The sequence below is a fragment of the Ruegeria sp. YS9 genome (assembly GCF_024628725.1).
In the GTDB taxonomy this organism is placed as follows: Bacteria; Pseudomonadota; Alphaproteobacteria; order Rhodobacterales; family Rhodobacteraceae; genus Ruegeria; species Ruegeria atlantica_C.
This window is the reverse complement of record NZ_CP102410.1, coordinates 33,349-57,996: the sequence shown is the minus strand read 5'-3', so window position 1 is coordinate 57,996 and position 24,648 is coordinate 33,349. Positions and strand designations below refer to the sequence as shown.

At 57.4% G+C, this 24,648-nt stretch carries 23 protein-coding genes; 11 read left to right on the top strand and 12 right to left on the bottom strand.

Annotation, left to right across the window (positions count from 1 at the left end; genetic code table 11):
• Nucleotides 1–6 precede the first annotated feature (6 nt).
• The 5 genes from NOR97_RS16690 to NOR97_RS16670 all read right to left on the bottom strand — a co-directional run bounded on the left by NOR97_RS16690 (nucleotide 7) and on the right by NOR97_RS16670 (nucleotide 7,288).
• A complete protein-coding gene (locus NOR97_RS16690; protein WP_170346848.1) occupies nucleotides 7–1,671 on the bottom strand; it encodes a Na/Pi cotransporter family protein in 1,665 nt (554 codons plus the stop codon).
• Nucleotides 1,672–1,911: 240 nt separating this feature from the next.
• Nucleotides 1,912–3,264, bottom strand: a complete 1,353-nt coding sequence (locus NOR97_RS16685) for an aspartate aminotransferase family protein (protein ID WP_257601201.1) — start codon at nucleotides 3,262–3,264, stop codon at nucleotides 1,912–1,914.
• Between the two features lie 106 nt (nucleotides 3,265–3,370).
• Nucleotides 3,371–4,819: a phosphonoacetaldehyde dehydrogenase gene (gene phnY / locus NOR97_RS16680; protein ID WP_170346846.1), complete on the bottom strand. Its 1,449-nt coding sequence runs from the start codon at nucleotides 4,817–4,819 to the stop codon at nucleotides 3,371–3,373.
• A gap of 18 nt (nucleotides 4,820–4,837) precedes the next feature.
• A complete protein-coding gene (gene phnA, locus NOR97_RS16675) occupies nucleotides 4,838–6,082 on the bottom strand; it encodes a phosphonoacetate hydrolase (RefSeq protein WP_170346845.1) in 1,245 nt (414 codons plus the stop codon).
• Between the two features lie 18 nt (nucleotides 6,083–6,100).
• Nucleotides 6,101–7,288 carry a 2-aminoethylphosphonate--pyruvate transaminase gene (locus tag NOR97_RS16670; protein WP_257601200.1) on the bottom strand — a complete coding sequence of 396 codons (1,188 nt, stop codon included), beginning with the start codon at nucleotides 7,286–7,288 and terminating at the stop codon, nucleotides 6,101–6,103.
• A 120-nt stretch (nucleotides 7,289–7,408) separates the two neighbouring features.
• On the opposite strand from NOR97_RS16670, the gene NOR97_RS16665 reads away from it, so the two are divergent.
• On the top strand, nucleotides 7,409–8,299 hold the full coding sequence (locus NOR97_RS16665; protein WP_257601199.1) for a LysR substrate-binding domain-containing protein: 891 nt from the start codon (nucleotides 7,409–7,411) through the stop codon (nucleotides 8,297–8,299).
• A 24-nt stretch (nucleotides 8,300–8,323) separates the two neighbouring features.
• Here the strand turns inward: NOR97_RS16665 and NOR97_RS16660 are convergent, their stop codons facing one another.
• From NOR97_RS16660 to glyA, 7 genes are all read right to left on the bottom strand, one after another.
• Nucleotides 8,324–10,345 carry a putative 2-aminoethylphosphonate ABC transporter permease subunit gene (locus tag NOR97_RS16660; RefSeq protein ID WP_257601198.1) on the bottom strand — a complete coding sequence of 674 codons (2,022 nt, stop codon included), beginning with the start codon at nucleotides 10,343–10,345 and terminating at the stop codon, nucleotides 8,324–8,326.
• On the bottom strand, nucleotides 10,342–11,457 hold the full coding sequence (locus NOR97_RS16655) for a putative 2-aminoethylphosphonate ABC transporter ATP-binding protein (RefSeq protein ID WP_257601197.1): 1,116 nt from the start codon (nucleotides 11,455–11,457) through the stop codon (nucleotides 10,342–10,344). Before NOR97_RS16655 ends, NOR97_RS16660 begins: the two co-directional genes overlap by 4 nt.
• A gap of 132 nt (nucleotides 11,458–11,589) precedes the next feature.
• The gene (locus NOR97_RS16650) at nucleotides 11,590–12,609 is read right to left on the bottom strand and encodes a putative 2-aminoethylphosphonate ABC transporter substrate-binding protein (protein ID WP_257601196.1); all 1,020 of its coding nucleotides are present in this window, start codon (nucleotides 12,607–12,609) and stop codon (nucleotides 11,590–11,592) included.
• A gap of 269 nt (nucleotides 12,610–12,878) precedes the next feature.
• Nucleotides 12,879–13,718, bottom strand: coding sequence for a DMT family transporter (locus NOR97_RS16645; protein ID WP_257601195.1), 840 nt, complete (start codon nucleotides 13,716–13,718; stop codon nucleotides 12,879–12,881).
• Nucleotides 13,719–13,755: 37 nt separating this feature from the next.
• Nucleotides 13,756–14,052 carry an FAD-dependent oxidoreductase gene (locus NOR97_RS21235; protein ID WP_374041637.1) on the bottom strand — a complete coding sequence of 99 codons (297 nt, stop codon included), beginning with the start codon at nucleotides 14,050–14,052 and terminating at the stop codon, nucleotides 13,756–13,758.
• A gap of 123 nt (nucleotides 14,053–14,175) precedes the next feature.
• The gene (locus NOR97_RS16635; protein WP_170346839.1) at nucleotides 14,176–14,931 is read right to left on the bottom strand and encodes a DeoR/GlpR family DNA-binding transcription regulator; all 756 of its coding nucleotides are present in this window, start codon (nucleotides 14,929–14,931) and stop codon (nucleotides 14,176–14,178) included.
• A gap of 162 nt (nucleotides 14,932–15,093) precedes the next feature.
• Nucleotides 15,094–16,359: a serine hydroxymethyltransferase gene (gene glyA, locus NOR97_RS16630; RefSeq protein WP_170346838.1), complete on the bottom strand. Its 1,266-nt coding sequence runs from the start codon at nucleotides 16,357–16,359 to the stop codon at nucleotides 15,094–15,096.
• Nucleotides 16,360–16,467: 108 nt separating this feature from the next.
• On the opposite strand from glyA, the gene NOR97_RS16625 reads away from it, so the two are divergent.
• The 10 genes from NOR97_RS16625 to pqqE all read left to right on the top strand — a co-directional run bounded on the left by NOR97_RS16625 (nucleotide 16,468) and on the right by pqqE (nucleotide 24,646).
• Complete coding sequence (locus NOR97_RS16625; protein WP_257601194.1) at nucleotides 16,468–17,352, top strand: LysR family transcriptional regulator; 885 nt, start codon at nucleotides 16,468–16,470, stop codon at nucleotides 17,350–17,352.
• A 220-nt stretch (nucleotides 17,353–17,572) separates the two neighbouring features.
• Nucleotides 17,573–18,319, top strand: a complete 747-nt coding sequence (locus NOR97_RS16620) for an ABC transporter ATP-binding protein (RefSeq protein WP_257601193.1) — start codon at nucleotides 17,573–17,575, stop codon at nucleotides 18,317–18,319.
• On the top strand, nucleotides 18,316–19,107 hold the full coding sequence (locus NOR97_RS16615) for an ABC transporter permease (protein WP_170346835.1): 792 nt from the start codon (nucleotides 18,316–18,318) through the stop codon (nucleotides 19,105–19,107). Before NOR97_RS16620 ends, NOR97_RS16615 begins: the two co-directional genes overlap by 4 nt.
• Complete coding sequence (locus tag NOR97_RS16610; RefSeq protein WP_257601192.1) at nucleotides 19,104–20,705, top strand: HAMP domain-containing sensor histidine kinase; 1,602 nt, start codon at nucleotides 19,104–19,106, stop codon at nucleotides 20,703–20,705. The genes NOR97_RS16615 and NOR97_RS16610 overlap by 4 nt, the downstream gene beginning before the upstream one ends.
• Before the next feature lie 3 nt (nucleotides 20,706–20,708).
• Nucleotides 20,709–21,392 (top strand): response regulator transcription factor, encoded by a 684-nt coding sequence (locus NOR97_RS16605; protein WP_170346833.1) that lies wholly within the window; start codon nucleotides 20,709–20,711, stop codon nucleotides 21,390–21,392.
• Nucleotides 21,393–21,494: 102 nt separating this feature from the next.
• On the top strand, nucleotides 21,495–21,596 hold the full coding sequence (gene pqqA, locus NOR97_RS16600; RefSeq protein WP_117873022.1) for a pyrroloquinoline quinone precursor peptide PqqA: 102 nt from the start codon (nucleotides 21,495–21,497) through the stop codon (nucleotides 21,594–21,596).
• Nucleotides 21,597–21,619: 23 nt separating this feature from the next.
• On the top strand, nucleotides 21,620–22,516 hold the full coding sequence (gene pqqB, locus NOR97_RS16595; RefSeq protein ID WP_257601191.1) for a pyrroloquinoline quinone biosynthesis protein PqqB: 897 nt from the start codon (nucleotides 21,620–21,622) through the stop codon (nucleotides 22,514–22,516).
• Nucleotides 22,513–23,262, top strand: coding sequence for a pyrroloquinoline-quinone synthase PqqC (gene pqqC / locus NOR97_RS16590; RefSeq protein WP_171118343.1), 750 nt, complete (start codon nucleotides 22,513–22,515; stop codon nucleotides 23,260–23,262). Before pqqB ends, pqqC begins: the two co-directional genes overlap by 4 nt.
• Entirely contained in the window at nucleotides 23,262–23,534 is a 273-nt protein-coding gene (gene pqqD / locus NOR97_RS16585) for a pyrroloquinoline quinone biosynthesis peptide chaperone PqqD (RefSeq protein WP_170346830.1), read from the top strand. Before pqqC ends, pqqD begins: the two co-directional genes overlap by 1 nt.
• Nucleotides 23,534–24,646 (top strand): pyrroloquinoline quinone biosynthesis protein PqqE, encoded by a 1,113-nt coding sequence (gene pqqE / locus NOR97_RS16580; RefSeq protein WP_257601190.1) that lies wholly within the window; start codon nucleotides 23,534–23,536, stop codon nucleotides 24,644–24,646. Before pqqD ends, pqqE begins: the two co-directional genes overlap by 1 nt.
• The last annotated feature ends 2 nt before the right edge of the window (nucleotides 24,647–24,648 follow it).

The window sequence follows — 24,648 nt, the reverse complement described above, 5'->3', positions numbered from 1 at the left end:
TTCCGGCTATTTCGCAATTTCGTCGATCAGCCGCGTCTCGAGAAGCTGGCCATTCTGGTACAGCACCGGGTACGCAATAGATGCGATATGGCTGTTGAACTCCCGGAACGCCCGCAAGGTCTCAAGATGAATATCACTGGTTTCGAAACTCTCGCGTGACCCGTGCTGCAATCGGCGCAGATGTCGTTTACGGCTTTCACGTTCCACCCGTTTGATTTCGGTCTTCTCAAGGCTCAGCAGGCGCGCGCTTTCCAGATCGTCCGAGATAAGCACGTTTGATGCCAGCTTCATGTTGGCCAGAATGCCCTCGTGCATCTGAACAAGTTCCGACCAGCCTTCCTGCGAAAAGCTCGAGCCTTTGGCCCGCATTTCACCCGCCAACACGGTCAAGCGTTTGGCCACGACATCACCGGCCGTCTCCAGCCGGATAGCGAATTCCATAAGGTCGCGCGCGGATTTTTCATCCTTTTTTTCGTATACATCCGGTGGAATCGCCGAAACGAATGCCCTGATCCCGGACAGGCAATTGTTCACGTCCTCGTCGATGGCTTGCACCGCTCGAATCTGTTGTTTGTCGCCACTGCGATACAATTCCAGACAAGGCCGGAACATGGTTTCGACAAGGTCGCTCATCCGCAGCAGCTCTCGCTTGAGGCTTGGCAGGGCCTGGCTGGGATTGGCCACATTGCCTATGTCCAATGCGCTGGCCGGTCGTGCCGGTTGCGGAACCAGTTCTTGCTTCTGATCCGGCAAGAACCTTTCGAACAGATCTTTCAACTTCCCGCAAAATGGCAAGGCCAGAAGCAGCAGTGACAGGTTGAACAAAACATGCACATTGACCAGCATCTGCCCGCCTTGCGGGTCTCCTAACAACCCGGTCCGCAGAGCCATGTTGGCCGCAAACAAACTCAGCAAGGCCCAACTGCCACGCAATGCCAGGTTGGCATAGGGAATGCGCCGGGCCTGGACTGGCATGGCACGGGTGAGCCAGACCGGAATGAAGGCAGAGCCGAAATTCGCGCCAAATACCAAAGACATCCCGGCGGCAAACGGGATCGCTCCGATCTGAACAAGGGTCACACACATGAGGATGGCCGCCACCGAGGAATGCATGATGAAAGCCAAGGCGCCCCCGACCAAAAACGCGGTGATGTAATCGCGCGCCAGATAATCCGCCACCGCGGGCAGAAACGCGCTGTCCCGAATGGGATCCATCGCCTCGCGAAGGAACCGAAGCGAGATCAGGATAAAGGCCACACCCATCAGGATGCGCCCCAGCTGCCGCGTCTTCTTGGCTTCGGTCTTTACGAACAGATACCCCCCAACCGCCAACAGCATAGGAACAAGCCAGTCCAGCCGGAACGAAAGGATCTGGATGATAAGTGCCGAACCCAGATCGCCACCAAGTACAATCGCAAGGCCGGCAGGAAAACTGAGCATTCCACTGGCCGCAAATCCCGAGGTCAACAGAGCAACAGCCGCCGAGCTTTGCAGCACGACCGCCATCGTCAACCCGACCACCGAGGCCTGAAGGTAACTGCGCTGTTGGGTCATTACCCGCTGGAACGACGCGCCATAGCTGCGCTCGATCCCGGTTCGCACCATACGAACCGCGTAAAGCAGCAGCATCGTGGCCCCGGCAAGGCTGATAAGGAAGCTGACAATTGCCATACTCTACCCCGTTATTCTTTTTGGCCCAGCTTGTCGCAGCGCGTTGTATTGTTCATGTTACCGACCGCGATTGGGAAGGGATATATCCCATTTTGGCCTACAAGGCGTAAACTCCTGTGTGCTTCACCGCAACCACTTGTCCGCGCTTTGACGGAACATCCGTCACCCATGAACCTGGCCAAAGGGCCCCGGAAAGGCGCGGCCCCTGATCCCATTGTGACACGAGATCGGTAAGGGGCGTCAACTCTCGGCCTTGATTGCGGCAATTACGATGTCGATTGCGCGGTCCAACTCCAAACGCGAGATGGTCAGCGGCGGTGACAATGTCAGAACGCACCCCTGGCTGATCTTATAGCTCAGACCGGCCTCGAGGCAGGCATAGTAGATCCGTTCGGCGCTCGCGTTCCCCGGCGTTTTGTCGGCGCGATCATCCACGATTTCAATCCCGAACATCAGGCCCCGTCCCCGGATGTCACCGACAATCGGAACGTTCTGAAGTTCATCCATCAAGCGAGCAATGGCATGTTCCCCCAGTTCCGCTGACCGGCGAACCAGGCCTTCGTCTTCGATGATCTGGATCGTCGTCAAAGCAGCCCGGGCGGTGACCGGGTTCTTTTCGTGCGTGTAATGCCCGATGGCAAAATCTCCGCAGACATCCAGCTGTTTGCGGGCGACACAGGCCGCGATGGGCAGGATGCCGCCGCCAAGCGCTTTCCCAAGTGTCACGATGTCCGGGATGATCTCGTCATGCTCAAAGGCGAACATCCTTCCCGTCTTGCCAAGGCCCGTCGGAATTTCATCCATGATCAACAGCGCCCCGTGACGGTTGCATGCCTCGCGCACCGTCTTCCAGAACCCCGGCGGCGGGACATAGGGCACGGCGCGCATCGGTTCCGCTATGACTGCCGCCACGTCTCCTTCACGCTCCAGAACAAATTCGACCATTTTTGCACAGGCCAGCCCGCAGGTTTCTGGGCCCGCATGATTGTATGGGCATCGATAGCAGGCAAAGGGGGCGACATGTTCGGTACCGGACAAAAGGGGCCCCGCGATATGACTGCGAAAGGTCGCCTCTCCGCCGACGCTTGCAGCACCGAACCCCGCGCCATGGAAAGCATCCCAGAAGCTGATCGTTTTGAACCGGCCGGTAGCGGCGCGCGCAATCTTGAGGGCGACCTCGTTGGCGTCGGATCCGCCGGTGGTAAAAAGCATTTTGCCCAGATCACCAGGCACGATCTGTGCCAGTTTCTCGGCCAGTTCCACCGCCGGATCATTGGTGAAGCGGCGGGGCGCAAAGGGCAGATCGTCAAGCTGTGCCTTAATGGCGGCAACCAAACGGGGATGGCCATACCCGATATGGTGCACCGAATTGCCATGGAAATCCATGTACCGGCGACCCTCGATGTCCTCGATCCAGATCCCTTCGGCCTTTGCAATGGTGCTGACGCAGGGTGAAGACAAAGATTGATGCAGGAACACGTTCGCATCGCGTTTGAGCAATGGCGTTGACTTCGGTCCCATGGACTTTCGCAGCCACGCCTTGCGCGCCTCGGACGTGTTTGATTCCCCTTCAGTATGGACAATCTGTGGCATGTCCGCTCCTCATTGCCGTCATCAAAAGATGCGGACCCCGCAAGGCCCGCCAGTACCAGGGAGGAACTGTGTTGCCCTTTCCGCAAAAGGGATAAGGGCACCAGACTCAGTTAGGCCACGGCAGCGAATAGGTTTTGACGTTGGTGAAAAACTTCATCGCTTCGATGACGCCTTCCTTCACCCCGTTTCCACTGTCCTTGATGCCGCCAAAGGGCGACATTTCAATGCGGTAACCCGGCTGTTCCCAGATGTTGCAGGTGCCGACGTTCAACCCGTTGATAAAGGCAATCGCCCGGTTCAGATCGTTTGTGCAGACACCCGAAGACAGGCCGAACTCGGTACCGTTTGAAATTGCCATCACCTCTTCGTCGTTGTCCGGTACGCGAACGATCGGCACGATGGGGCCAAAGGTTTCCTCCATCACCAGTTCGCTGTCATGGGGCACCTTGTCGACCACGATAGGCGGCAGCAGCGCCCCCTGACGACCGGGGTGGTACAGAATTTCAGCACCCTCTTTTTCAGCCTGAAGAACGCGGTTTTCAAAAATCTCGGCGGCCTTGTCATGGATCACGCATCCCAGTTCGGTTTCCGGGTCCTGCGGATCGCCGAACTTGATCTTCTTCGCCTTCTCAAGAACCAGCGGCACAAACTTGTCGGCCACACTTTCCTGCACGAGTATGCGCTTGACCGCCGTGCAACGCTGACCGGAGTTTCCGGTAGCCCCCGCCACGGCAATGGTCGCCGCCTTGTCCAGATCGGCCTCACTGAGGTCATTCAGAACGATCAGAGGGTCGTTGCCGCCAAGTTCCAGCGCCTGACGCTTGTAGACGCCCTTTTCGGCAATCATCTTGCCCACTGGCACACCACCGGTAAAGGTGATGATATCGATGTGTTCATTGGTGATCATCTCGTCGCCAATGTCACCGGGCCAGCCGGTCACGACCTGAAACATCTCGGGCGGCAAGCCGGCCTCATAAAGAATGTCAGCCAGTGTCAATGCGGTCAGCGGCGTCAGCTCAGTCGGCTTGCAAACCATGCAATTGTTGGTGGCAATCGACGGCGCGATCTTGTGGCTGACCATGTTCAGCGGGTGATTGAACGGCGTGATCGCACTGATAGCTTTCACCGGCTCTCGGGTGGTGAAAATCTTGCGGGCCTTGCCGTTGTGGGTCAGGTCGCAGGAAAAGATCTCACCATCATCCTTCAGTGCCTCGGCCGCCGCGAATTGATACACGTCCTGCGCGCGCTTGGTTTCGTAGATCGCATGCTGGTGACAGATCCCCAACTCCAGCGTCAGCCATTTCGCAAGATAGTCGCGCTTTTCGCCGATCAACTCGCCTGCCCGTTGCAGGATTTGGCTGCGCTCGTATCGGGTCAGCTTGGGTTTGTAATTCGCCGCAATCTCAAAAGCCCGGCGCGCATGTTCGGCTGTACCGGCTGGTACGTGGCCCACAACTTCATTGGTGTACGGGTAGAGAACGGGAACGGTCTCGTCGGTAAAGACAATCTCGCCACCGATCCGCATTCCCTCGTTGCGTACTTCGATTTTCGACATGGTCTGATCTTTCATAGCTTACTGTGCCGCCGCTGTTGTTGCGTAAAAGAAGGCATCGAAATTGCGCAGCACCGGTTGGTTCGGCAGGTCGATGACGCGGTTCACGATGAAGGGAACTTCCTGTTCGGTCAAACCGCCATGGCTGCGCAACGGTTCTTTGAGCGCTGCCAGATCATGGCGATGCTCGGACGTGCCGATGCAGATGTTTTCGCCGGAAACCATCACGATGTCGCCAATGCGGTCGCCCGGCAATTCGAATTGCTCGATCGCTTCGGCCTTGGTCAGCACATGCGTAATGCCGTTGGTCGCCTTGAGCTTGCCGATGATGTCGTCCCGGTCTGCTCCATCAGGCAAATAGGCGGTTGCGAAGGAACCCAACGCGCCATGATGCACGACGTATGGATCGGTAATCGGAAGGATGACCCGCGCCGCATCCTTGCCCAGCCATTCGTCCATCAGGTCCTGCACGTACACCACCGAGGGGGATCCATCCGCCAGATGCTTGGGCTTCATGCCGTGATCCGCCGTCACCACGATGGCCGCACCCAGTTCATCCAGTTCGCCCAGATACCGGTCAAACATGGCATAGAAATCCAGCGCGCCTTTTTGATCGGGTGCAAACTTGTGCTGAATATAGTCGGTGGTCGACAAATACATCACGTCGGGCTTGAACTCTTTCAGCAGCTTGACGCCAGCGGCAAAGACAAATTCGGAAAGCTCTGCCGAGTAAACCTCGGGGACGTCCATGCCCAGCCATTTGCTGGCGTTGTCGATGCCGTGTTCCGCCAGCGTCGTTTCGCCCGACCGTTCGGAAGAAAAGGCAACCGCCCTGCCTTCGTCAAATTTCAGCCCGGCACCCAGCAGCGCGCGCAGCTTGTCCTTGGCGGTCACCATCGCCACACGGAAACCCGCGTCGTAGAACTGGGAAAAAATGGTCGGCGCACGCAGGAAACGGACATCATTCATCATCACCTCTTCACCACTGTCCGGGTCGATGAGGTAGTTGCCGCAGATTCCATGCACGATTGGCGGACGCCCGGTGGCAATCGAAAGATTGTTGGGGTTGGTGAACGAGGGGATAACGGAATGTGCCAGCCGGTCCGTGCCCTCTTCCCGGATCCGCTTGAGGTTGGGCATCAGCCCTTTCGCAATCGCGACATCGAGGTATTCCGGCTCGCATCCATCAAGGCAGATGGCTATGGCGGGCACCTTCGGCGTCGGATAGACGCGCTCATTTGCTTCGACAGGGGTTTGAATGGTCATCTGTATTTTCCTTGATGTTTAAGCGGCCAGCTTGGCGCGTTCTTCCAGTGCCCGAAGAGGAGGAGCGGCGCTTGTCACGCCCATTTCTTCCAGGGACTCCTTTGCTGCGTTCACAACCTTACGCATGACGTCTTCATCCATCTGACCGATACATCCGACGCGGAAACTGTCGACGACGGTCAGCTTGCCCGGGTAGATGATGAACCCTTTGTCCTTCATCAGATTGTAGAACTGATCGAATACGAACCTCTCATCGGCGGGGCAGAAGAACGTGACGATGATCGGGCTGAGCCAACGATTGTCCAGCAGCGTTTCGAAACCCAGTTCGCGCATGCCCGAAACCATGACGTCCCGGTTGCGGGTGTACCGTGCGCCGCGGCCGGCAACACCGCCTTCAGCGGCATGCGCCCGAAGCGCTTCGATGAAGGCCGCGACCACGTGCGTCGGCGGGGTAAAGCGCCACTGACCGGTCTTGTTCATGTGCGCCCACTGGGCGTGCACATCCAGAGACAGGGAATGACTGTTGCCCTTTGCGGCTTCCAGCTCGCTCTTGCGCGCCACAATGAAGCCAAAGCCGGGAACGCCCTCGATGCACTTGTTGGCCGAAGACACCATGGCTTCATATCGAATATCCGAGGGCCTGAGTTCGATCGCGCCAAAGGCAGACATCGAGTCGATCAACAGCTTGCGTCCGGCTGCATATGTGGCTTGGGATATTTCCTCGACAGGGTTCAAGATACCCGAGCTGGTTTCGCAGTGAATGGCAACAACATGCGTGATGGCCGGGTCATCCGCGAGAATGCGCGCAACCTCGTCGCCCCGTGGCGGCAGGTAATCGCCCTTGTCCAGCACGATATGGTCCCGCCCCAGATACTGTAGCGTCTGCGCAGAACGCTGCCCATAGGCGCCGTTGGCCAGTACCAGCGCCTTTCCTACCGGTGGGATGAAGGATGCCAGCATTGCTTCGACCGAGAACGATCCGCTGCCTTGCATTGGCACGCAATCGAACGCGTCGGCGCCGTCACCAAGCAGGTCCAGCAGGCTTGACCGCAGCTCTCTTGTCATGGCGCGAAAGTCGTCGTCCCAGCTTCCCCAGTCCTTCAGCATGGCCTCTTTCACGGCGTAGGACGTTGTCAAAGGGCCGGGTGTCAAAAGGTATGGTTCGCCGAGGCGCGGTTGCTCGATTTTTGGATGGGAAGGCGTCATTACCGGGCTCCAGAACAGCGTTTTCACAAACACCATTGCAGCAACGGTTGCTATATGTGAAATTGCAAATATCAATCTAATTATAAGTGCAGCCTATGCACAAATCATTGGGGACCGGTGATGCGGCACAGCCAGCTCAAAGCCTTTCATTACGTGGCCAGACATGGCGGGTTTTCCCGCGCGGCCGAGGCACTTTTTCTGACGCAGCCGGCGATTTCCGAACAGGTTCGAAAGCTGGAACAGGAACACGACCTGCTGTTGTTTCAGCGCGAACGAAAACGCGTGAACCTCACCCCTGAAGGGGAACAGCTTTACCGGTTCACAAAACAGTATTTCGAGATCGAAGATCAGATCGAGGACTACCTCTCGGAAACCAAGGCCGTGATCGACGGAGAATTGCGGATCATCGCCGATTCAGCGCATCACATGACGTCTTTCCTGGGGTCGTTTCAAAAGAAATACCCAAAAATCACGATCACCGTTCGATCCGGAAACACCGAAGAAATTCTGGAAGAACTTCGGTCGTACAATGCAGAGATCGGCGTTGTCGGCAGCCTGTCCCCTGGCAAGGATATGGATGTGTTGAATCTGGGGTCCACTGAAATCGTGGCCTTCGCTGCGCAAGGCATGCTTTTGGCATCCAAACCTTCGCTTTCTTTGGGAGAACTGGCCGATCTGCCGCTGGTTTTCAGAGAGCACGGGTCAAAAACACGTCAGAAACTGGAAGAAGAAGCCGAAAGGCGCGGTATCGCGTTGAATCCTGCAATCGTTGCGGAAGGGCGCGAGGCCGTTCGCGAGCTTGTGGCCTCGGGCGCAGGCATCGGATTTGTCTCTGAAGCAGAGTATGGGCATGATGATCGGTTGCGGCAAATCAAGCTGAAAGGCGTGAAGTTGCAAATGGGTGAAAGCATGATTTCGCTTTCGCAACGGCGCAACGTAAAGATCATCCGAGCCTTCATGGACTTCGCCCAGCGCGCGCTGGAAGAAAAAAGCCCCCCCGCCGATACCTGACCGGCGGGGGCAGGGTTCCTTTGGCTACCTGCTTCGCCAAGCCTGAGTGCGCTTGAGAATGCCTTTTGAAGCAATCAGGTGAACGATCCGGGCAGCAGCGTTGGTGTAAAAGATCATCATACCCATTGCTGCCGCCGGTGCTATATCCCCGGCATCATCCATGTTCAGCACCGCGATAGAGGCCAGCGTCGTTTTGGGAGAATAAAGAAACACCACTGCCGACACGGTCGTCATCGCGTTGACGAACAGATAGATCGAGATGTCCAACACCGCTGGCAGGCAAACCGGAACCGTTACCCGTGCAAACAGCTTCATCGTCGGTTGTTTGAGCGAGGCAGACACCGACTCAAATTCCCTGTCCATTTGCTTGAGCGCGGTGACGGCCGTCAGGTGCGATACGGTGTAGAAATGCGTCACAGTGCAAATCACCAAAATCGCCATCGTGCCGTAAATCCCGTTCAGCGGATTGGACGGGTTGTTGAAGAAGAAGATGTAGGACAGCCCCAATACCATGCCCGGGATCGCCATGGGCAGCATCGCGAACATCTGGAAAATCGACCGGCCGGTTCTGAACCCGTTCGATTTTTCCACCAGATAGGCCCCGAAGAACACGACGGTCGTGCCGATGACTGCCGTCAGCAACGCCAGTCTGATCGAGTTGAAATACGACCCCCAGCCGCCGCCGTCCATTCTGTTGAACTGATAGTTCTTGAGGCTCAGACTCAGGTCGTAGGGCCAGAACTTGATCAGCGCCGCAAACTGACACACTGCCAGAAGACCAACGATGAACAGGCCGATCAGGCTGCAATAGATCAGGAATATGCGGTCAGCTTTCGGGTTTGGCGTCGCCTGATATGGCACGGAACGCGCCGAAAGCAGCGCAACCTGCTTGGACTGAACCATTCGATCGATGGCAAAAGCCAGAATGGCCGGGATGACCAGAACCACGGATACCACGGCGCCCATTTCAAAGTTCTGCTGGCCGATCACCTGTTTGTAGATATCCACGGCAAGCACGTTGAATTGACCGCCAATGACCTTTGGCAGTCCGAAGTCGGTGATCACCAGATTGAACACGACAAAGGCCGCCGAGATCAGGCCATAGCGGGCCCCGGGTATCGTTACGGTCCAGAAGGTCCGCCATGGCGTCGACCGCAAGCTGGCCGCAGCTTCATACAGGCGCGCGTCAGATATCGCGAGGGCGGTCGATATGATCAGGAATGCGTGCGGAAAGGTAAAGAAAACCGATCCGATCACGATGCCGATGGGGCCGTATATACTGGCACCAAACAGCAACTCCTTGATCATGCCCTGATTGCCGAACAGGTAGACCAACGCGATGCCCGGCAAGAGCGACGGAACCAGGATCGGTGCCATCGCAATGAGGCGAAAAACACCTTTGAACCGCATGCAGCTTCGGTTCAGCGCATAGGCGAACCAAAACGCCAGTGTCACCGTCACGATGGTGCTGACAACCGAGATCCAAAGCGAGTTCTTGATCGAATTGAACAGTGCCGGTGTCGAGAAGTAGTTGATGAAATTGTCCAGCCCTCGCGACTGGACCGGCCGCAATTGCACCCGGCGGAACGTGTTGGAATCAAGCTCGACCCAATCGGTGCCTTCATTCAAAGTCGACCCGACAAGAAAGCGCCCGGTATCCGTCGTGTTGCGGATCTTGTACATGACCGGGCTGCGAAAGCTGAAATCGGGGAAGAGTCCGGTCACAGGCAAACGCCCGTCGGAACCGGTCACCAGATCAGTGTCGGAAAAGACCCCCAATTGCCTGTTCAACTCGTCAGCCGACAGGATCGTTCCATCAAAGACGCCCGCGTCGTCACTTACCTGAAACTCGTACTGGGACAGCTCTATCCGATAGGTCGAAAACGACTTGGACAGCATCGTGTAAAGCGGCAACGCCAGTGTCACGACCAGATACAGCGCGATTACCATCATGCTGCCGCGCATCAGGATATCATCACGGCTGAGCTTGGGCTTGATGTCCGGCCCGACAGGCAGGCTGTCCTGATTGGTAGAAACCGAGCTCATGCCTCAGCCTCCGGCACGTCAAACGCCATAAGGCGGTTCTCGGGGAGCTCAATCACCATGCTGCGCCCTTCTTCCAGTTCCAGACGACGCACGGCGTTGATCGAGAAATCCGCGATCAGTTCCGATGATCCGAACCTCTCGTTGTGCAATCGGCAGCGCCAGAACGAACCCAGGAACTCCATCTCATCAAGCGTCACCTCTATGCAGTTCCGATTGCCGCCCGTGTCGAGGTAACCAGCTTCATGAGGGATGATGTCTTCGGGTCGAATGGCCGCGATGATCGGGGTTCCATCGTTGAACTTGTGACTGAGGCAGGCAAAGGTCTTTTCCCCGACGCTCAATCGTCCGCCTTTCGTGACCTGCGACCGGATCTGGTTCATTTCACCGATAAAATCGGCAACGAACAGGTTGGCCGGTTCCCGGTAGATTTCGGTAGGAGGCCCCACCTGTTCGATTACCCCGTGATTCATGACCACGATCCGGTCTGCCATGGCCAGCGCTTCTTCCTGATCGTGGGTCACCATTACGGTGGTCACACCCAGCTTGCGCTGCAACTCCTTGATCTCATGCCGCAGATGAACGCGCACTTTGGCGTCCAGCGCCGACAGGGGTTCGTCCAGCAGCAAAAGTCCGGGGTTGGTTGCTATGGCACGCGCCAGTGCAATCCGTTGCTGCTGCCCACCTGACAATTGCGCCGGATATTTCTTGCCCTGATCCGGCAGACCAACCAGGTTCAAGAGTTCGTTTACCCGAACAGCGATATCCGATTTGCTGCGGCCGGTGTTTTCAAGGCCAAAGGCGATGTTCTTTTCAATCGTCAGGTTCGGGAACAGAGCGTAGGACTGAAACACGATCCCGAAATCCCTCTCGGACGGGGGCAGATTGGATACGTCCTTGCCATCCTGCATGACCGTACCCTTTGTCTGCAAATCCAATCCGGCAATCGCCCGCAAAAGAGTGGTCTTGCCGCACCCGGACGGGCCGAGAAAACAGACAAATTCCCCTTCATTGATTTCCAAAGAGATGTCCTTGAGCGCCAGAAAGCTTCCGAACGCTTTCCACAAATTCTGGATGCTGAGATACAGTTCACCGGGTGGTGTTTTCTGAAGCACGGGAGAGGTCCTCACATCTGCACCTCGGGCACGGCCGATCCTGGCCGGTTGAATCCGGGTGAGTAAGTTGTTTGTAGGGGAACAAGAGACTGGTGCGCAGGAGAGGCACGAAAGCCTCTCCTGCCAAAGGGGTTACTTCGCTTCCGACTTTCCGTCATAGCGAGCCTGCCATTCCTTCAGGATTGCCGCGCGATTGTTGGCGGCAAACTCAAAATCATTTTCGATCATTGCATCCAGAAGACCGTCTGGGAAGTGCTCAACCGGTTTCGCAACGCCCGGATAGGCCACGACGGCATAGCCGGTGTTGTACATCTCGTTGGCCTCTTTGGTGACGGTGAAGTCCACCAGCTTCTGCGCAGCCTCCAGATTTGCGGTACCGGCGACAATTGCGGTGGCTTCCATGTCCCAGCCCACGCCCTCAGAAGGCACGATGATCTCAAGCGGCGCGCCGTCGGCTTTGGATTTTGCTCCGCGGAACGCGAAGGAGATGCCAATCGGGATTTCGCCTGCCGCGGCCAGTTTGCAGGGTTTTGAACCTGAATGGGTGTACCGCGCGATGTTCTCGTGCAGCGCATCCATGTATTCCCAACCACCTTCTTCACCGAACATCTGCAACCAGCTGGACACGTCAAGGAACCCGGTGCCCGATGAATTCGGATTGGGCATGATCACCTGATCTTTGTACATCGGGTCGGTGAGATCCTTCCAGGATGTCGGCGGGGTCAGCCCGGCTTTCTCTGCCTCGACTGTATTGTAGCAGACGGCAGCAACCCAGGCGTCCATGCCGACCCAGGCAGGGGGGTTGTCGCCATCAACAAATTTTTTGTCCAGCTTTTCCACACCGGCCGGCGCATAAGGTTCCAACATACCTTCTGACTTCAGCAGCAGCAGCGACGTGGCGGCCAGGCCCCAAACAACGTCTGCCTGAGGATTATCACGCTCTGCCAACAATTTCGCCGTAATGATCCCGGTCGAGTCGCGAACCCAATTGATCTTGATATCAGGGTGGCTTTGATTGAACGTCTCGGCGTACCGCGCCAAGTCTTCCGCCTCGACTGCGGTATAAACTGTCAATTCCGTTTCCGATGCCGCAACCGTTGCCGTTAGCGCACCTATAGTCAGAGCTGCGAGAAATGATGATTTGTGTTTCATTGTGATCCTCTGTTGGTAATTATGTTGTTTTCGCCATTCTTGCGCGGCGTTCGAACTCGATTATTGTGCACCGATTGTTTGACAGCAGTTTGACAGATAAAAACGCCAATAAAAATCGATTATATCTTCGATGTCATAAGCATTACTTATAGATGGAAACCGCCCGTCCCGGTAGATCATTGCGGAACTGGATCAGAACGATCAACAGAACATCAGGGCATGTAAAAGGCGCTGAATTCTTCAGACTTTCTTGCGGTGGCGCAAAACGCTCAACGTGTCATCGCAAGCAGTCCTATCCCGATCGCGACAATGATCGCTGCAAGAAGCCTGTTGGACTTTGGCCCCTCGCCGAACCACATCACACCAATAAGCGACGCAAAGATAACCGAACTTTCCCTAAGCGCGGATACCACGCCCAAGGGCGCAATGGTCTTGGCATACAGCACCAGCCCATACGCCAGGCCAGAGATGACGCCGCCTGTCAGACCCGCCCAGACATAACGCCTGGGCAGTGCGACGAAACGCTGCCATCTGGTCGCAAAGATAAACCCGGCAACAAGTATTTCGGCAACGAACAATGCCGCAATGTATCCCAGTACGTTCCCGGACAGCCGGATACCAATACCATCCACAATCGAATAGGACGCTATCATCAGACCCGTGCCAAACGCCGCCGCCACGGCGACCCAGCTTGTGTTTCGGCCCAGCCCGGCCAGGGACAGGCACCCAATCCCAGCCGAAATGCAGACGATACCGACCCACGCGATCGGCGGCAGAAACTCACCCGCGAAAAGAATGGCACCCACCGTGACCAGGATTGGCGTCATCCCGCGTGAGATCGGGTACACCACCGACAGATCCCCATGCTTGTACGCGGTGTTGAGAAACCAATAGTACCCCCAGTGGATCAGGGTCGAGCCGATGATGAAGGGAAGCGCCGCCCAAACCGGCAAGCCGATAAAAGGCAACGCAATCAGCGCAGGCACGGCGTGGCCAAGCGCCACCAACCCCAAAACAACCGCTTTGTCGGGCGCGCCTTTGACAACCGCATTCCAGAGCGCGTGCAACACGGCTGCGGTCAATACGATGAGAACTGCCTGTATTGTCATTGTGGCCCGACGAATTGAGCTGAAAACTTGTCTTGCGTCACAATTCGGCTTTCAGAGCGCTTTTTGCGCGCGCATGCAGCGGCTCGACCAAAGCTTGACCTGTATTGCGGCGGCAACGGTTTAGGGGGCTCAAACCCGCTGGGCAATGCAACCCCGGCGAGCGGCGGATCAGGTTGGTCATCGCGGGCTGGCTGCACAATTGGCCAACCAGACCAGCCGCACACCATGTGATGCCACGGCTCAGTTGCCCATGCTCAAAAAGCAGCACGTCGCGATGCCCCTTTCCGGTCTGATGATACGCAACCGCGCAGCCAATGATGCCGCCTCCGACAATGACATGTCGCGCAGCGTGGAAGTCTGGTATCAGCCATCGGCTCGCTCCGTACTCAGGGATTCGGATTTCCCTTCACCCTATTTGCACTTTGCAAATTTTGGCAATTGTTTTCCTGTTTTTGCGTTATGCCTTCACAATATCCACGGGTTGGCTTTGCAGCGCGCCAGCTATGCTGTCTGGCAACTCCTCATCCACCACCAATGTCGCTTTCACCGGCAGCGGTTTCATCACGATCGGACCAACCACGTCGAACTTGCTGCCATCAGCCAGGATCAGCGGCCGCTGCGCCCGCTGCATCATCATATGACGCAGGTTGGCGCCTTCCAGCGAGAAGTCCGTAAACAATGCCCGAGAGCTCACACCGCCGACCCCGATCAACGCATATTCCGCATTGTATCGCGACAGGTGGTCGAGCGTGTCCAAACCCAATGTGGCATTCACTGAAAAATCCAGCCGCCCGCCCAGCATCGTGACTTCGGCGGCCGCCGACGCCAACACTGATGCAATCGTCAAATCATTGGTATATATGGTAAGGTTTTGCCGCACAGCCGCCAGAGCCTGCGCCGCCGCCACTGTCGTTGACCCACTGTCGATTATCACGCTGGCCCCGTCCGGGATCACGCTTGCCACATAGGCTCCGATCCGCTCTTTGCCTTGCGGGTTGGTTTGAGCCCGGTCGGCCATCGGAGGTTCCCGCCTGCGAATACTGGTCGCGCCGCCCCGCACCTGATGAAGCTTGTTCTCCAGCGCCAACTGTTCAATATCCTTGCGCACGGTTTCCCGGGATACACCAAGCCGTTCAGTCAGCGAGCGGATCGAGACCGCAGGCTGGCGCGAGACTTCTTCCAGTATAATGGCGTGGCGTTCGGGTGCGAGCATTGGCCGGCCCTTTGGCTTCGGACTGCACGAATATGCCAAAATTTGCAAACAGGGTACAGCCCAAACACCCGATCAGGCACGCGTAGCCATGGCCGCCGCGGTGACACCCTCACACCAGTGGTCCAGAGCGGTCAATGGACCCTGCCACCGGGCACGCAGTGACTACGCCGGGTAGATGGGGAACGATTTGCACAACGCGGCGACCGAAGCTTTGCAGCGCAGAATGGTCGCGCCGGTATCATCCCCGGCCTCAGCTTCGATCAAATCCGCAATGACGTTTGCCAACTGGTCGAACTCGGCTTCTTTCATTCCGCGGGTCGTTGCCGCGCTCACGCCCAAGCGCAATCCAACCCATTCCGGCGGTCGCGTGCTGTCATTGGGAATCGCGTTTTTGTTGGTCGTAATATTGGCCTTTTCCAGAACGACCTCGGCACGTTTGCCTGTGATACCCTTGGGGCTGAGGTCCACGAGCACCAGATGCGTGTCAGTACCTCCGGACACGATACGCAACCCCCGGGACTGCAAGGTTTCTGCAAGTTTGGCGGCGTTGGCTTTGACCTGCGCGCCGTAGTCCTTGAATTCATCCGTAAGCGCTTCGGCAAGGCAAACCGCTTTGGCCGCCAGAACCTGGCTGTGGATCGAGCCCTGAACGCCGGGGAAAACCGCAGATTGCAGCGTCTTGAACCAGTCCTTGTTGTTGGTGAGGATCAGCCCGCCACGAGGACCACGCAGTGTTTTTGTCGTGGTGCACGTCACAATGTCCGCGTGCGGAAAAGGCGAAGGGTGCACGCCCGCGGCGACCAGCCCGGCAATATGAGCCATATCCACGTGAAAATGCGCGCCGACCTTCCTGGCAATTTGTCCCATGCGCTCGAACTCGATTTCGCGCGGATAGGCAGACCCACCCGCAATCAGCAGCTTTGGCTGGATTTCCTCGGCCAGTTTTTCCAGCGCATCGCAGTCAATGACCTCGGATTCGGCATCGACACCATAATGATGCGGTTCGAACCAGCGCCCCGACAGGTTGGCCTTCAGACCGTGACTCAGGTGACCGCCGGCGGCCAGATCCAGCGACAAGACCCTGTCGCCCGGCTTGAGCAGCAGAAAGAAAACAGCAAGGTTCGCCTGGCTGCCGGAATGAGGCTGAACGTTGGCATAGTCGCACCCGAACAGTTCCTTGGCGCGGTCGATTGCCGCCTGCTCGACGACGTCGACGAACTGACCACCCCCGTGGAACCGGTTTCCCGGGTATCCCTCAAGCGTCTTGTTGGTCATTTCATGTCCGAGGGCATCCAAAACCGCGCGGCTGACGATGTTTTCGGACGCGATCAGCTCAATTTGATGCTGCTGACGCTTTTTCTCGTTTGCAAGAGCTTCTGCGACCACGGGGTCGGTCATCCCGACTGAGTTTTCAAAGTGCCGCGACATCCGGGCTCCTCCGATGCGATTACGTTTTCTCCAGAATTTCAGAGTTCCACTGGCCGAAGCAAATCAGTATTGCTATTTATTTGCCGCAGAAAAACTAAGGCTCAAGTGATGTCACTTTCTCCTCGTCGCCCGAAAGGTCCACATCTCAATGCCCTCCGAGCATTTGAAGCAGCGGCTCGGCTGGGCAGTTTTGCCGCGGCGGCAGACGAGCTATCCGTTACTCCGGGCGCGATAACTCAGCACGTCAAGACCCTGGAAGCCTGGGCCGGCACCCAACTTTTTGTTCGAAATGCCCGAGGGGTCGAGATGACGGCGCTTGCCGAAGAGCTTTTGCCCGGGTTCACCCAGGCGTTTGATCAATTGGGAATGGCCGTGCAGGAACTTCGAAGCAAGGCCTTGCCTCGGAAGGTCAAAGTTGCTGCGTTGCCATCGATCGCGCAGTTGTGGCTGGCCCCGCGGCTTGGAACGCTTAGGCGAATTGCCCCGGATTTGTCCGTGTCTGTCGTGGCCCTTGAAACGCCGCCAAACCTTGCGCGCGAACCATTTGACATGACTTTGTTTTTTTCCGGTGAACCGATCGGCATCAACGAAATCAAAATAGCCGAAGATGTGATTTTCCCGGTTTGCGCCCCTTCGGTCGCGAACAGATTGAATTCTGTTTCGGATCTTTCGAAGGAAACACTTCTCCATGACGGGGCATGGGCAGATGATTGGGACAATTGGCTGAACAGCCAACCAGATGGCCCACGTGTACCGAAGACGGGAACCGTGCACTCGTTGTATTCCGTCGCGCTGGAGGAGGCGCGTCATGGCGGCGGCGTGTTGATGGCGCACGAAGTTCTGGTTCAGAACTTGCTGGACAATGGCGACCTGGTTCGCCCGTTTTCGGCCTCGTTGAAGCTGCCCCGCGCAATGGTGGCCAAATTCACACCCTCATTCAGCAGATCCCCCGCCTTCAAAGAGTTCAGATCGTTTTTGCTGAATGCAAACTGAAGAGCGGTGACCGCAAAACGGGTTGTTCCCGCCAATCAGGCCCGCCGTCCCCGGACAATCCTGGCTGGCCGAACTTGGCGACGGATCCTTCGGACAATCCCATCAAATCCGTGAACCTTCACATACTTAAGTCGTGGTCCAGCCTCGGACTGGAAGGTTGAGAAACGCGGCCCGACGATGCAAGCTGCTGTCAAGAACCATGGTTCGGGACGGAGGAAGAATGTCAGACGCGCGCCCCTCGGCGGAAACCGATCCTGGTCTCGCCGTACGCGACCTGAGCTTTCATTATGGCGCCAAGACGGCTTTGGATGCTGTCTCTTTTGACGTGTCGGCGGGGACGTTCTGCGGTCTGCTCGGTCCGAATGGGGCCGGGAAATCGACACTGGTGTCGTTGCTCACGCGATTGCTTGTGGCGCCGGACGGTGAAATCACGGTCGCAGGCCATGATCTGCGCCAATCCCCGCGCAAGGCGCTGGCAAAGCTTGGCGTGGTCTTTCAGCAACCGACACTGGATCTGGGTTTGACGGTGCGCCAGAACATGTCCTATTTCGCAGCTCTGCATGGGCTACCACGATCCGAGGTCCCTGGCCGTATCGACGCGGCGCTGGATCAGCTGAACATGCGGGAACGTGCCGGGGAACGTGTACGCGATCTCAATGGCGGTCATCGCCGCCGGATGGAGCTGGCGCGTGCCCTGCTGCACGACCCTTCGGTGTTGCTGTTGGACGAGCCGACCGTTGGGCTTGATGCCGCGGCACGGCACGCGATAACCGACCATGTGCACGACCTGGCGGAACAGGGGCTGTGCATCTTGTGGGCCACGCATCTGACAGATGAAATGCGCGACGACGACCAGCTGCTGGTTCTTCATCGCGGTCAGATTCTTGCCAGTGGGCAGGTGGGCCGCCTGCGGGGGGATCAAAAATTGTCCGATTGGTTCCTGTCCCGAACCGAGGTCCCGACATGAACGGTTTCCTGGGAGTCGCCCGCGCCATCATCGGACGCGAGTTTCTGCGTTTCATCCATCAACGCGAACGATTTCTCGCAGCTCTGGTCCGGCCAATGGTCTGGCTTTTGATCTTCGCAGCAGGGTTTCGTGCGGCCCTCGGCCTGTCGATCATTCCACCCTATCAGACCTATATCACTTACGAGACCTATATCGTCCCCGGCCTGTGCGCGATGGTTCTGTTGTTCAATGGGATGCAAAGCTCGCTCAGCCTTGTCTATGACCGCGAGATGGGCTCGATGCGCCTGCTGCTGACCAGCTCGTTCCCACGCTGGTGGCTGTTGTTCTGCCGTCTGCTGGGATCAACCGCGATATCCATCCTGCAAGTCTATACGTTTCTCGCACTGGCCGCATTGTTCGGCATAGTCCTGCCGTTGCCCGGATATGTCGCTGTTCTTCCGGGATTGGTTCTGGGCGGTCTGATGCTGGGCGCGCTGGGGTTGGTGCTGTCCAGTTTCATCAGGCAGCTGGAGAATTTCGCCGGGGTGATGAACTTTGTCATCTTCCCGATGTTCTTCCTGTCCTCCGCCCTCTATCCGCTGTGGAAAATGGCTGAAAGCTCGCCGTTGCTGCGTGATATCTGTGCGCTCAATCCTTTCACGCATGTGGTCGAGTTGATCCGGTTTCTGCTTTACTTGCAGATCAACTGGGGGGCCCTGCTGTGGGTTCTGGCGTCAACCGCGATACTGAGTGCGATCGCCGTTTGGGGGTATGATCCGGCTCGAGGCCTGATGAGGCGGAAATCATGACGGCCGCGCCCCAAAGCGCAAAGCGCAGTCTGCTTCTGAAAACCCGGTTGGGCCTTGGCGCCGTGGTGCTTGGATCCGGCACGCTGCTGGCGGCCGCGACCCTTTATTTCGGGATGCAGAACGTCGCCAGCCGTCTGGAAACCGCGCTGGCGTCAGAAACCCGTATGGCACGCTATGCCGCTCTGTCGACCCAGGCCGCCACATTCCTTGTGATCGCAACCGAGTCGATACAGACCGGCCAAACAGTCGAGTCTCGACTTGATCGCCTGTCCCCGATCCGAGACCAGATTGCGACAACGTTTCTACAGCTTCGCTCTGATGTGGAAGATGCCGTGGCCGCGGTTCGATCTCTGGGGCTAGACGAACAATCGCGTTACGGAACCCAATCCCTGGGTCTGGCCAGAATGGAGGCGCTGCTGGCCAGCACGCTGGAAGGGCTAGCCGACGCAGAAGCCGATCAGGCCCAGCTGCGCGCCTATGTCGACTCGTTTGCGTCGGCGTTTGATCCTCTGCTCAGCCAGGCGGTGAATACCGAGGTTCTGTTTCGAAATTCCGTATTGGCCGGGATCGAAAGGACCCGCTGGGTTCTGACCTGGGTGGCACTGACACTGGCACTGTTCGCCTTGCTCAGCACGGCGTGGTTCTACTTTGGTCTGGTGCGGCCGCAGTTCTCTCGTCTGGATCGGCTGCGCAATGCGGCGGTTCAGGTCGGCCAATCCGAATTCGCAGTTTCTCTGCCGCAAACCCGCAATGACGAGATCGGCCAGTTATATGGCGAGACCAACCGAATGGCGGCTGCATTGAGAAAACGCCAGGCCGAGGTTGACGCAGAATGGACCCGGTTGAACGAGACCATTGCCCAGCGAACCCGGGAACTGAGCGCTGCAAATGAATCCCTGTCCAAGATCGACGAAAACCGGCGCCGCTTTTTTGCTGATGTCAGCCACGAACTGCGCACACCGCTGACCGTCATCATGATGGAAGCTCAGATAGGCCAGAGGGATATTCAGACCGCACCAGAGACGTTGGCAACGATCGAAAGCAGCGCCGCAAAACTGAACCAGAGAATCGATGATTTGCTGCGCGTCGCCCGATCCGAAACCGGTGAGCTGGCTCTGGAACCAACCAAAGTTGCACTATGCGATCTGATGCAAACAGTTGTGAGCGACATTCAACCTGAAATCGACGGCGCCGACATGCAGCTTGAAACGGGCGACTTCCCGGATTGTGCGTTACACTGTGACCTGAACTGGATACGTCAGGTCCTGCTCAGTCTGATACGCAACGCGATCCGACATGCGCGGGACGGGAAGGCGTTGCTGCTGTCGGGTCAATCGGTTGACGGTGACGTTCAAATACAGCTGACGGATAACGGCCCCGGAATTCCCCACGGCGCCCAAACCCGGATCTTCGAGCGGTTTGTTCAGGGAGGGGCGGCAAACAGTCAGGGTTTCGGTGTCGGGCTGGCGCTGGCAAGGTGGGTCGTCGAGGCCCATGAAGGAACCATTTCGGTTGCAAGCCCGGTTCCACGTGAAAACGCCCTGGGGTCAAATGCCGGTACAAATGTCTGCATTCGATTACCGCTGGCAGAGGCATAGAAAATGGTCTCCAGACTGCTGATCATAGATGACGACCCCAGAATCACGTCGGCCCTTGTCCGGGGCCTTTCGCTGCACGGCTACTCAGCCGAGGCTGAAAACCGCGCCGACCAAGGGTTGGAGCGGTTGAAAAGTGGTGCATTCTCAGGTGCGATTGTAGATGTGATGCTGGGAACGGATAGCGGTGTCGAACTGGTCCGGGCCGCGCGCCGTGCCGGGGTCGGAATCCCGATCCTGATGTTGTCGGCCCTCTCTGATGTCGATCACCGCGCCGCCGGGCTGGAAGCCGGGGCCGATGATTATGTCGTGAAGCCGTTCAGCTTTGATGAGCTTGTCGCCCGGTTGCAAGTACAGGAACAACGCGTGCTCTCTCAGCGCCCGGACCCCGCGCGCCTGTCGTCGCGGGACAGAACACTTTCAATCCGCGAGACAAGCATTGCTCTCACCGAACGTGAATTCGAACTGCTCACGCTGCTCAACAGCAAGGCCGGATCGCCAATATCCCGAGGAGAGCTGTTTGACACGCTCTGGTCACAGGACGGGTCCAGTAACGAAAACGTGGTGGACGTCTACATCGGATATCTGAGAAAGAAATTGGGATTGGATGATTTTGGGTTTGAAATCAAAACCATACGCAACCAGGGGTTTTGCATACAGGGGGTCGCCCCGTTGTCGGATGACACCTGAGTACCGACCAAAGTCTAATTCATACTTATTAATTAAGAGTCGCGCCAACCGGCAAGTCCTGCCACATTGAATATCAGCACACCCCAGGAGGAGGACCCTGATATGGCTTGGAACAGACCTGTTATTCGCGAAATCGAATGCGGCATGGAAATCAACATGTACGGCCCCGATCATGACGATGAGCGCGGCGGCGGCCTGATCTGATCAGCCGCAGGCGCCAACAATAGATGACGTTGCGCGCAATAATACTTGGGGCCGCTGCTGGCGGCGGCCTTCCGCAATGGAATTGCGGATGTGAAAACTGCAATCTGGCCCGAAGCGGACATATTCCGGCGCAGACGCAATCATCACTCGCGGTGTCACCCGATGGCCACAACTGGGCCATCCTGAACGCATCTCCGGATATTCGAACGCAGCTTGGCAAAACGCCCGTCCTGTATCCGACCGGGTTACGAGAGGTACCGATTCAATCGGTGCTGGTGACGAATGGCGACATAGACCATGTGGCTGGCTTGCTGACGCTGCGCGAGATGCAGCCATTTACGCTGTTTGCAACCCAAAGCATTCAGGATGTTCTTGCGCAGAACCCGATATTCGACGCCTTGAACGCCTCGGTCGTGACACGTGCGCCGATCTCGTTGAATCAGACGTTCGATCTGGTTCCCGGCTTGCAGGCAACTTTGTTCCCGGTGCCCGGCAAAGTGCCTCTGTATCTTGAAGGGGAACATGTCGAAACCGAATTGGTTGGCGAACAAACCGTCGGGGTGGCACTGAGCGCGCAGGGGAAGACGGCGTATTACATACCGGGCTGTGCCGCATTGACGCCCGAGTTGCGCGCCCGCCTTGACGAGGCCGATCTTTTGTTTTTCGACGGCACGCTTTGGCACGACACGGAAATGGTGCAGGCCGGGCTGGGTCAGAAAACGGGCAAGCGCATGGGCCATATGTCGATGGACGGCCCCGATGGATCGATCGCAGGTTTCGCCGATATGAAAATCGGCCGGAAAGTGTTCATCCACATGAACAACACCAATCCGGTTCTGCGCCCCGACAGCGCCGAGAACGCTCGGGCACGGGCCAAAGGCTGGACGATAGGCCAGGATGGCATGGAGATAACGCTATGACCCAAAGCCGCAAAGAGTTCGAGGCCCGGCTTCGTCAGATCGGAGCCGAGCGTTACCACGACCTGCATCCGTTTCATCATCGCCTGCACGGTGGTCAATGCACGCCTGACGAAGTGCGGGCCTGGGTGATCAACCGCTACTACTATCAGCATTCCATCCCGATGAAGGACGCCGCCTTCATGTCGCGTGTAGAAGATCCGGCGCTGCGCCGAGCCTGGCGGTCCCGGATCGAAGATCATGACGGCACGGAAGACAACGAAGGTGGTATCCGGCGCTGGTTGCGGCTGGCCGAAGCGGTCGGCCTGGATCCGGACTATGTCGCCTCCTGTGACGGCGTGTTGCCTGCCACCAGATTTGCGGTGGATGCTTACGTGCGATACGTCCGCGAAAAGTCGTTGCTGGAAGCGGTTGCGGCCTCACTCACTGAACTGTTTGCTCCCAAGATTCACGCCAACAGGATCGAAGGCCTGCTTCGGCATTACGATTTTGCGGATGACAGCTCACTTGCCTATTTCCGCAACCGCCTGAAAGAAGCCCCCAAGGATGTGGCCTTTGGTCTGGCATGGGTATTGGATCATGCCGACACCGCAGAAAAACAGGACGCGGCAGCCAAGGCACTGATATTCAAGACCGATGTCCTCTGGTCGCAGCTGGATGCCCTGTGGGGCGCCTATGTCGAACCTGCCCGAATTCCGCCGGGGGCGTGGAAGCCGGACACCGGTTTACGGATGCGGCAGGCATCGTGATGTTGGCGCAGCAGGTCCCCTTGCTTCCACGTGGTGTCCGCATCCAGTACGATTCCGTGCGGGAACAATGGGTACTGCTGGCACCTGAACGGGCCGTGACGTTGGATCAGATCGGACATGCAATTCTGAGCGAAGTAGACGGCCAACGCAGCTTTGGTCAGATCACCGCAAGCCTGTCCAGGAAATACAACGCCCCGGAAGAACAGATTGTCGAAGACAGCTCGGGGTTTCTGGATGCCCTTCGGGTGCGTCGTTTTCTGGATGTCGTCTGATGCAGGTAAAACCCCCTCCCCCAATTGCCATGCTGGCCGAGCTGACGCATCGATGCCCATTGTCCTGCCCTTATTGCTCCAACCCAGTCGAAATGGCCAAACTCGACAGTGAAATGGATACTGAAACATGGGCACGTATTTTCAAGGAGGCGGCGGCGCTTGGTGTCTTGCAATTGCATCTGTCAGGTGGAGAGCCCGCATCCCGCCGCGATCTGGTTGCGCTGGTCAATGCCGCGCGTGAGGCCGGGTTGTATACCAACCTGATCACGTCGGCGATCGGCCTGTCCGAGCGACGCCTGCATGAACTGGACGACGTCGGCCTGGACCATATCCAGCTTTCTCTTCAGGGCACTGACGCCGCGATGGCGGATAAGGTAGGCGGCTATCGGGGTGGGTTTGACCGCAAGATGAAAACGGTCGAATGGATCAAGAAGATCGGGTTTCCGCTGACCCTGAACTTCGTGCTGCACCGTCACAATGCCCACCAGCTGCCGCAGGCGCTGGAACTGGCGCGCGAAATGGGAGCACGACGGATCGAGGTTGCAACGGTACAGTTCCACGGCTGGGCCTTGCGGAACAGGGATGCCTTGATGCCGACGCGGGAACAGGCGCAACTGGTGACGCGACAGGTGGCCGAGGCCAGGAAGAACCTCAGGGGACAACTGGTCATTGATTATGTTCCGGCGGACTATCATGATGACTATCCCAAGCGATGTATGGGCGGCTGGGGCACAACCGGGCTGAACGTGGCGCCAGACGGTCAGGTTCTGCCTTGCCATGCGGCACAGTCCATCCCGCATCTGACATTTGACCGGGTACAGGACACACCGCTTGCGGATATCTGGTTCCATGGCAGCGCGTTCAATGCCTATCGCGGCACGGATTGGATGTCGGACCCGTGCAAAACCTGCGAACGCAAAACCATTGATTTTGGCGGCTGCCGCTGTCAGGCCATGGCCGTTATCGGAGACGCAGCTGCCACCGATCCGGTTTGCATCAAATCACCCCATCATCAGACCCTGCAAAACCAGGCAAACGAACATGCCGCCAAAGCGGATGCGCCCTTCATATATCGAACCGCACCCGGTGCCGCGAGAGAGCCTGCGGAATGACC

Bases quoted from the DNA above. Each gene is read 5' to 3' on its own strand.
- NOR97_RS16690 (WP_170346848.1), bottom strand. From the start codon at position 1,671: ATGGCAATTGTCAGCTTCCTTATCAGCCTTGCCGGGGCCACGATGCTG.
- NOR97_RS16685 (WP_257601201.1), bottom strand. From the start codon at position 3,264: ATGCCACAGATTGTCCATACTGAAGGGGAATCAAACACGTCCGAGGCG.
- phnY (WP_170346846.1), bottom strand. From the start codon at position 4,819: ATGTCGAAAATCGAAGTACGCAACGAGGGAATGCGGATCGGTGGCGAG.
- phnA (WP_170346845.1), bottom strand. From the start codon at position 6,082: ATGACCATTCAAACCCCTGTCGAAGCAAATGAGCGCGTCTATCCGACG.
- NOR97_RS16670 (WP_257601200.1), bottom strand. From the start codon at position 7,288: ATGACGCCTTCCCATCCAAAAATCGAGCAACCGCGCCTCGGCGAACCA.
- NOR97_RS16665 (WP_257601199.1), top strand. From the start codon at position 7,409: ATGCGGCACAGCCAGCTCAAAGCCTTTCATTACGTGGCCAGACATGGC.
- NOR97_RS16660 (WP_257601198.1), bottom strand. From the start codon at position 10,345: ATGAGCTCGGTTTCTACCAATCAGGACAGCCTGCCTGTCGGGCCGGAC.
- NOR97_RS16650 (WP_257601196.1), bottom strand. From the start codon at position 12,609: ATGAAACACAAATCATCATTTCTCGCAGCTCTGACTATAGGTGCGCTA.
- NOR97_RS16645 (WP_257601195.1), bottom strand. From the start codon at position 13,718: ATGACAATACAGGCAGTTCTCATCGTATTGACCGCAGCCGTGTTGCAC.
- NOR97_RS16635 (WP_170346839.1), bottom strand. From the start codon at position 14,931: ATGCTCGCACCCGAACGCCACGCCATTATACTGGAAGAAGTCTCGCGC.
- glyA (WP_170346838.1), bottom strand. From the start codon at position 16,359: ATGTCGCGGCACTTTGAAAACTCAGTCGGGATGACCGACCCCGTGGTC.
- NOR97_RS16625 (WP_257601194.1), top strand. From the start codon at position 16,468: ATGTCACTTTCTCCTCGTCGCCCGAAAGGTCCACATCTCAATGCCCTC.
- NOR97_RS16620 (WP_257601193.1), top strand. From the start codon at position 17,573: ATGTCAGACGCGCGCCCCTCGGCGGAAACCGATCCTGGTCTCGCCGTA.
- NOR97_RS16615 (WP_170346835.1), top strand. From the start codon at position 18,316: ATGAACGGTTTCCTGGGAGTCGCCCGCGCCATCATCGGACGCGAGTTT.
- NOR97_RS16610 (WP_257601192.1), top strand. From the start codon at position 19,104: ATGACGGCCGCGCCCCAAAGCGCAAAGCGCAGTCTGCTTCTGAAAACC.
- NOR97_RS16605 (WP_170346833.1), top strand. From the start codon at position 20,709: ATGGTCTCCAGACTGCTGATCATAGATGACGACCCCAGAATCACGTCG.
- pqqA (WP_117873022.1), top strand. From the start codon at position 21,495: ATGGCTTGGAACAGACCTGTTATTCGCGAAATCGAATGCGGCATGGAA.
- pqqB (WP_257601191.1), top strand. From the start codon at position 21,620: ATGACGTTGCGCGCAATAATACTTGGGGCCGCTGCTGGCGGCGGCCTT.
- pqqC (WP_171118343.1), top strand. From the start codon at position 22,513: ATGACCCAAAGCCGCAAAGAGTTCGAGGCCCGGCTTCGTCAGATCGGA.
- pqqD (WP_170346830.1), top strand. From the start codon at position 23,262: ATGTTGGCGCAGCAGGTCCCCTTGCTTCCACGTGGTGTCCGCATCCAG.
- pqqE (WP_257601190.1), top strand. From the start codon at position 23,534: ATGCAGGTAAAACCCCCTCCCCCAATTGCCATGCTGGCCGAGCTGACG.